Source organism: Nevskia sp. (genome assembly GCF_051860985.1).
Lineage (GTDB): Bacteria > Pseudomonadota > Gammaproteobacteria > Nevskiales > Nevskiaceae > Nevskia.
In genome coordinates, this window is the sequence record NZ_JBIMKV010000002.1 from 306,799 (window position 1) to 314,274 (window position 7,476).

7 protein-coding genes are annotated in these 7,476 nt (G+C 68.8%); 5 read left to right on the forward strand and 2 right to left on the reverse strand.

The window, feature by feature from the left end; all coding sequences use genetic code 11:
- The first annotated feature begins 398 nt into the window (after nt 1–398).
- Genes fliQ through flhB form a run of 3 tightly spaced genes read left to right on the forward strand, consistent with a single transcriptional unit; the run spans nt 399 to nt 2,598 of the window.
- Nucleotides 399–668: a flagellar biosynthesis protein FliQ gene (gene fliQ / locus ACTIGJ_RS03615; RefSeq protein WP_439638915.1), complete on the forward strand. Its 270-nt coding sequence runs from the start codon at nt 399–401 to the stop codon at nt 666–668.
- A 15-nt stretch (nt 669–683) separates the two neighbouring features.
- A complete protein-coding gene (fliR, locus tag ACTIGJ_RS03620) occupies nt 684–1,469 on the forward strand; it encodes a flagellar biosynthetic protein FliR (protein WP_439638916.1) in 786 nt (261 codons plus the stop codon).
- Nucleotides 1,462–2,598 (forward strand): flagellar biosynthesis protein FlhB, encoded by a 1,137-nt coding sequence (flhB, locus tag ACTIGJ_RS03625; protein ID WP_439638917.1) that lies wholly within the window; start codon nt 1,462–1,464, stop codon nt 2,596–2,598. The genes fliR and flhB overlap by 8 nt, the downstream gene beginning before the upstream one ends.
- A gap of 28 nt (nt 2,599–2,626) precedes the next feature.
- Here flhB and upp read toward each other — a convergent pair whose 3' ends face one another.
- Nucleotides 2,627–3,262, reverse strand: a complete 636-nt coding sequence (upp, locus tag ACTIGJ_RS03630) for a uracil phosphoribosyltransferase (protein ID WP_439638918.1) — start codon at nt 3,260–3,262, stop codon at nt 2,627–2,629.
- A gap of 28 nt (nt 3,263–3,290) precedes the next feature.
- Nucleotides 3,291–4,502, reverse strand: coding sequence for a URC4/urg3 family protein (locus ACTIGJ_RS03635; protein WP_439638919.1), 1,212 nt, complete (start codon nt 4,500–4,502; stop codon nt 3,291–3,293).
- 542 nt (nt 4,503–5,044) lie between these two features.
- Here ACTIGJ_RS03635 and ACTIGJ_RS03640 point away from each other — a divergent pair.
- Nucleotides 5,045–6,766 carry a DUF4394 domain-containing protein gene (locus tag ACTIGJ_RS03640; RefSeq protein ID WP_439638920.1) on the forward strand — a complete coding sequence of 574 codons (1,722 nt, stop codon included), beginning with the start codon at nt 5,045–5,047 and terminating at the stop codon, nt 6,764–6,766.
- Between the two features lie 113 nt (nt 6,767–6,879).
- Nucleotides 6,880–7,374 (forward strand): DUF2721 domain-containing protein, encoded by a 495-nt coding sequence (locus ACTIGJ_RS03645; RefSeq protein ID WP_439638921.1) that lies wholly within the window; start codon nt 6,880–6,882, stop codon nt 7,372–7,374.
- Nucleotides 7,375–7,476: the final 102 nt, after the last annotated feature.

Genomic DNA, 7,476 nt, shown 5'->3' on the forward strand with positions numbered 1-7,476 from the left:
AACATGACTGCAGTACATAACGGCATGTTCCACAATTTCGATATCTTTTCCAGTTGATCGTGCGCTTTACTTTTGTTTGTCATCGTTAGAAATAATTTGGGATTGACAAAGGCAAGATCTATTTTCGGGAGCGATTAAGCTTCGTCGGTCATTGCAGACAGTGTCAACACACGATGGTCTGGTAAATGCGATTTCGATCTTTTTTCGGAAGTGCTAGCAAAAAAAAAGAAAAGTACGAATGTTCACGCGGTTAGCCTTCTAAAGCGATCGTCGTCGGCATCACTAAGCAGCGTGGTCGACCCCGGTTCCACCGCGTCACATTTCCGTCACGCTATGCGCTGCTGCCGTCGAGCACGGCGATTGCAAGCGAGCAAGCATCCGAACTGCGGCTTGCTCCCATGACCCCTGAAACCGTCCTCACCATTGGCAGCCAGGCCTTGCAGCTGGTGCTGATGCTGGCCGCGCCGCTGCTGTTGACAGCGCTGGCCGTCGGCGTGGTCATCGGCGTGTTCCAGGCGGCGACCCAGATCAACGAGCAGACGCTGAGCTTCATCCCGAAGCTCGCCGCCTGTGCGGCGGTGATCGTCATTGCCGGCCCGTGGATGCTGGGTCTGCTGGTGGAGTACACCAAGCGGCTGTTCGAAAGCATTCCGTCGCTGCTGCACTGACGCGGCGGGCCGCAGATGACCTTCACCGATGCCCAGCTGATCGCCTGGCTCCAGGCCTGGTTCTGGCCGATGGTGCGGATTGGCGGTGTGCTGGCCACCGCGCCGGTGCTGGGCGGCCGCGTGGTGCCGGTGCGCATCCGCGTGGTGCTGATGGTGCTGCTGACCCTGGTGCTGGCGCCGCTGCTGCCGCCGGCACCGGTCATCGAAACCTTCAAGGCCGACTGGTGGCTGCAGGTCGGCCAGCAGCTGCTGATCGGCGTGGCGATGGGCTTCGTGCTGATGGTGGTCTTCGAAGCCGTGGTGCTGGCTGGCGAGCTGATTTCCTATGGCATGGGCCTGTCGTTCGCCCAGCTGGTCGATCCGCTCCGAGGTGCCGGCACGCCGGTCGTGGGTCAGCTGCTGATGGTGATGGCGACCCTGCTGTTCCTGTCGGTCGGCGGTCATCTGCGGCTGATCGAGGCGCTGGCGGCCAGTTTCCAGAGCATGCCGGTGGGTGGTCATGGGCTGGATGCCGATGCCTTCTCGATGCTGGCCCGCTGGGGCGCAAACCTGTTCGTCGGCGGCGTGCAGATCGCGTTGCCGGTGATGATCGCGCTGCTGCTGGTCAACCTCGCGTTCGGCGTGATGAGCCGGTCGGCGCCCGCGCTGAGCGCGTTGTCGGTCGGCTTCCCGATCGCGCTGGCAGCCGGTCTGGTGCTGCTGAGCTACAGCCTGCCGACGCTGGCGGCGGTGCTCGACCACCTGCTTGATCTGGCCTTCGCGCTGATCGCGGAACTGCTGCGGAGCCCGGGCAGTGTCTGACAGCGCCGAAGAAAAAACCTTACCCGCTACCGAGAAGCGCAAGCGCGAAGCGCGCGAGCGCGGCCAGCTGCCGCGCTCGCGCGAGCTGTCGACGGCGGTCGTGATGGGGGCCGGTGCGGCGCTGATGATCGGCTTCGGCAACACGCTCGGCAGCCGTGCGCTGAGCTTCATGCAGAACGCGCTGCGCTTCGATGCCGCCAGGCTCGACGATCCGTCGCGGCTGCCGGCGGCGATCGGCGAAGCGATGCTGGCCGGCCTGCTGATGGTTGCCCCGATCATGTTCGCCACCTTCTTCGCGGCACTGGTGGCGCCGATGCTGATCGGCGGCTGGAATCTGAGTTCGAAGGCGCTGCAGCCGGATTTCAGCCGGCTCAATCCGATCACCGGCCTGGGCCGCATGTTCTCGACCAACAGCCTCGTCGAGCTGGCCAAGAGCATCGCCAAGTTCCTGATCGTCGGCCTGATCGCCGGTATCAGCTGGTGGGGTTCGCGCGGCGAACTGCTGGGCCTGGGCGTGGAACCGTCAACCCAGGCAATCGGCCACGGCGTCGGGCTGGTGGCGTCGACGTTCGTCTGGATGTGTGCCGCACTCGGCCTGATCGCCTTCATCGACGTGCCCTGGCAGCTGTGGAGTTATGCCAAGCAGCTGAAGATGTCGCGCCAGGAGATCAAGCAGGAATACAAGCAGAGCGAAGGCAGCCCGGAGGTCAAGGGCCGCATCCGCCGCCTGCAGGCGGAGCTGTCGCAGCGGCGGATGATGGAGAAGGTGTCGAGCGCCGACGTCATCGTCACCAATCCCACGCACTACGCGGTGGCGCTGAAGTACACGGCTGGCAAGAACCGGGCGCCGGTGGTGGTCGCCAAGGGCGTCGACACGGTGGCGGCGGCGATCCGCGAACGCGCCGCCGAGCACCGTATTCCGCTGGTCGAAGCGCCGCCGCTGGCCCGCGCGCTCTATCGCGGCTGCGATCTGGACGAGGAAATCCCGGCCCGGCTCTATGCGGCCGTCGCCCAGGTGCTGACCTATGTTTTCCAGCTTCGCGCCTGGCGCGGCGGCGAGCGGCCGACGATTCCGAAGGTCGGCGACGTGCCCGGCGGCGAGCCGGACCCGGCGCCGCCCGCTGCCTGAGCGTCGTCGTTGCCGCAGGCAGCGCGCTTCAGCGGGTGCCGAAGAGCCGGTCACCGGCGTCGCCGAGGCCCGGCACGATGTAGCCGTGTTCGTTCAGGCCGTCGTCGATCGCGGCGGTGTAGACCGGCACGTCCGGGTGCTGGCGGTGGAAGTTGCCGAGGCCTTCCGGGCAGGTCAGCAGGCAGACGTAGCGGATCGAGCGCGGCCGGCATTGCTTCAGCCGGTCGACGGCCGCGATCGCCGAATTGCCGGTGGCGAGCATCGGGTCGAGCACGATGGCGTCGCGCTCGCGCATGCCGGACGGCATCTTGAAGTAGTACTCGACGGCGCCGAGCGTCTTCGGGTCGCGATACAGGCCGATGTGGCCGACGCGGGCGCCGGGCACCACGCTGCGCATACCGGTCAGAAAGCCGAGGCCGGCGCGCAGGATCGGCACCAGCACGAACTTCTTGCCGTCGATCAGACGCGACGCCATGGTCGCCAGCGGCGTCTCGATCTCCACCGTGTGCATCGGCATGTCGCGGGTCAGCTCGTAGGCCATCAGCGCTGACACCTCGTCGAGCAGGCGCGTGAAGCTGCTGACGCTGGTGGCCTTCTTCCGCAGCAGGGTCAGCTTGTGCTGGACCAGCGGATGGTCGATCAGGTGCACGGTGCCGGCGGTCATCGGCGGCGGTCCTCGGGCCAGGGATGGTTCAGAACACGGTGCCGTCGCTGACGATGTTCAGCGGCGGCAGGCCGCCGCGCCGTTCGGCGGCCAATGCGCGGCCGGCGGCCCAGGTGCCGCCTTCCAGCACGCAGGCCAGCGGCAGTTCTTCGCGACTGCGGCCGAGCAGGGCGCGCACCCGGTCGGCGATGACATCGAGCAGGTGTACGGTCAGTGCCCGCCATTCGACGATCAGCGTGTCGCTGGCCCGCCACGGCTGCTCGGCCAGCGGCGGATCGCGCAGGTTCAGCACGCCGCTGTCGATCAGCAGGCCGCCGTTGCGGTATTCGGCGAGGCCGGTCAGCGCTTCGCGGCCGTTGACCGTGATGCCGGCCCATTCGAACGGCTCGAACAGCGAATAGGTCAGCCACTGGCTGAGATTGTGGAAGGGCATCCAGCCGCTGCCGTAGCCGCGGCCGCCGGCCAGCGGATGCGGCCAGACATCGCCGAGCGCGACGCCCGCCAGCCGGTTGCCGGCCAGCCAGATGTCGCTGCTGTGGTCGAGCACGGCGCGCAGCAGCGCGCTGGCGTCGATCTCGCGCCGCCGGCCGTGATCGGTCAGCAGGTCGAACAGGCCGCCCGGCCGGGCATCGGCGCCGAAGGCCTGCGGTTGCGCCAGCAGCGTCTGGCCGAGACGGCGCAGCAATTCGACGCGGCCATCGAGGCCGACCAGCGGATTGTCGGCATTCACCTGGAACAGTGCGGCCAGCCGGCCGGCATCGAACTGCTGCAGCGCCGCGCCATCCACCCGCAGCGGCTGCGCCGGGTCGGACGAGAACGCGCCGGCCATGAACGCGCGGAAGCTGGCCACTGCCAGGCCTTCCGAGCGGCTGCAGCAGTGCGCGCCATCGCGGTAGCGCCACTGCGGCCCGGCGCCGGCATCGAGCAGCACGGCGACGATCGCCAGGTCGATGCGGCTGCGGGCCTGCTCGTCGGGATCGCGGCCGGCCAGCGCGGCATCCAGTTCGGCGGCGCGGTCGACGCCGCCGGCCTCGAAGTGCCGCCAGCGGCTGTGATACGGAATGGCCAGCGTCGGGTAGCGCGTCCGGGTGATCTCGGCAACGGTCTGTGCGGCCCATTCGAGGCGCGATCCGTCGAACTGCCAGTACGGCGACTGGGCATCGGCGACGGCGACCGAGATGGTCCGCGCCCGGGCCCGGATCGTCGCCGGATCGCGCAGGCCGTCGATGGCCGCGTTCACAGGCGGCGCCCGCCAAGGTGGTCGACCTGCGGCCGGCGCCGCTGCGCATCGGCTTCGCCCCGGCGGATCGCCAGCCGCTCGGCAGTGCCGGCCAGCGGGTGCGAGTTGAGCGGCATAGGGCGCGCCTGAGCGGTTCCTGTTGGTGCGAGCATCGCAACGGCACTCCTGTCGTGGGCAGCGGCAGCCGGGCGCTGATCGAAGATGGCGCACGCGCGGGTGCGCTGCGGATGCTGAGCAGCTTCCGTGCCGGCCACGCCGGTGCGCGGCGCAAAACCCCGGTTTTCCGGGCCAGTCGCCGGTATTCGGCGGCGTCATGCGCCGCCGCCGCGCGCGGCCGGCGGACGGCGCAGCGCCACTTCCGGCATCCTTCCGCCCTGTGAAGCAGCCGGAAAGCCGTTGCCGATCAGGGTGGTGGGCGCGTTTGTTGCTACCGTTGCAACCTGTCGCCCAGTTCATGAACAACAAGACCGCTTGCGCGGTCAAAGCCGGCGGGCGTCCAAGCCCGCACGACAACAAATGCGGTACAGCTCAGGAAGTGATGAATGAATGGATTGATGAAGGATGCCGGGAGCTTCGCTGCCCGCAAGGGCCGTGGCGCTGCCGGTGCCTTGCTGGCGCTCGCGGTGCTGGCCATGGCCGGCTGCGCGGACGACTCCGACAACCTGGTGCCGCCCGATGAACCCGGCGTGCCGGTGGTGTACGGCATTCGCGGCGGCTCGGAACTGATCCGCTTCCTGCCCGAAGATCCCGCCACCGTTGCCCGGATCGGCGCCATCAGCGGCCTCGGCGCCGGCGAAACGGTGCTCGGCATCGATTTCCGGCCATCGGACCGCCAGCTCTACGCCGTGACCAGCAGCAGCCGGGTGCTGATCGTCGACCCGGCGACCGCCATCGCCTCGCCGATCCAGCCGATCACCGGTGACGGCACGGCGCTGACGGCGCTGCGCTACGGCCTGGACTTCAACCCGGTGGCCGACGCGCTGCGGATCATCGGCGACGACGGCCTGAACCTGCGGGTGCCGTCGGCCGCGCTGGTGTCGCCGCCGCCGGCGACGCCGGTCAATGCCGTGGTCGACGGCCGGATGGGCTATCTGCGCGGCGTCACCGCAGCGGCCTATACCAACCCGGAAAGCGGCGCGGGCACCACGCTGTTCGTGATCGACGCCGATACCGACACGGTATTCACCCAGGAAGCCAATGTCGGACGCCTGACACAGGTCGGCAGCCTCGGCGTCGACGCGACGGCGATCAATGGCTACGACATCTACCAGGCCGGCCTCGCCAACGAGCATTACGCGCTGCTGACCACGGCTACCGGCCCGGCGATCTACCGGATCAATCCGCTGACCGGCGCCGCGACGCCGTTCTCGGCGACGCTGCCGGATGCCGATTACCGCGGCATGGTCGTGGTCAACGACGATCGCCTGCAGCGCGATGGCGCCCGCACCTTCGGGCTGCTGACCCGCACGCCGTCCGGCGATGTGGTGGTCGGCTTCCGGCTCAGCGCGCTGAACGGCGTGCTGACCGACGGGCCGATCAGCCTGCCGGTCAACGGGCTGGACGATGCCGAGCATCTGGTGGGCATCTCCGAGCGCACCACACCGATGGGCGGTGCCAGCAACGGCGGCTACGGCGTGACCGACCGCAACCGGGTGGTGGGCCTGCCGATCGAGAACCTCGAAGGCGGCTTCGCCACCGCGTTCATCACCGCGCGGCCGATCGGCACGCTGAGCACGTCGCTGGCGGGCAGCCGGTTCGGCGTCGACTTCAATCCGCGTGCCGACCTGCTGCGGATCGTCAGCGACAGCGGCCAGAACCTGCGCGTGAACCTGCAGGAAGGCCGGGTGATCGCCGACGCGCCGAGGGCGGCTGCCTTCGCCTTCGTCGATGGCACCACGCGGACCGTCGCGCCGGCACCGCAGATCGTCGCCACCGCCTACCGGGCGGCGCCGATCGGCGGCAGTTTCCAGTTCGCGATCGACGCCTCGAACAGCGCACTGGTGCGGGTGGCGGTGCCGAACGATGGCGCGCTGGTGGCGGTCGGTCCGCTTGGCGTCAGCCTGCCGGCCAGCGAGGCTGGCGCTGCCGAGCAAAGCTTCGATATCGCCGGCGGCTCGGACCAGTTCGTCTACGCATCGCTGCGCGGCACCGGCAGCCTGCTGTCGACGCTGTACCGGATCAACCTGGGCACCGGTGCCGCCACCGCGATCGGGCCGATCGGCAGCAGCGGCGTGGTCAATGCCATCAGCATCCGGCTGCAGTAAGTCCTGGCTGCCGCTGCTGGACCCGGCCGGTCGCCGCTGACCGGTCCGGGATCGAAGCCACGGCCACGACTATCGCCCGCCGGATTTCCGCTCCGCTATCCAACCGCATCCTGATGGACGCCGACCTGCAGAACCCGTCGATTGCCCACGTCATCCAGCTGGCAGTGGCGCCGGTATTCCTGCTGACCGGCGTCGCCGCCTTCATCGGCGTGATTTCCAACCGCCTCGGCCGCATCGTCGACCGGGCGCGGGACATCGAGAAGCTGCTGCTCAGCGCGTCGCCGGCGCGCACCGAGGCGCTGCGCACGACGCTGCGCAATCTTGCTAAGCGGGCGCGGCTGGCCAACCGGGCGCTGAGCCTGTGCGTCTGCTGCGCGGTGCTGATCTGCGCCGACATCGTCGTGCTGTTCGTTGGCACCTTGGCCGGCGAGCGCTTCGGCTCGATCGTCGCCGTGGTGTTCGTGCTGGCGATGCTGGCGCTGATCGCAGCGCTGCTGCTGTTCCTGCGCGAGGTCTACCTGGCCACGCGCTTCCTGCGCATCGACGCCTCCGAGGTCTATGCGCCGGAGTCGTCGACGCCGCCCAAGCCGGGCAGCGACAGCGCCTGAAACGCGCGCGGTGCCGGGCCGGTGGCGCGGACGGCGGAAGCAGAAGCAACTGCGGCGAGCCGGGGCCGGGCCCCGGCGCGCCCCCGTGGCCGCCGCCATGTC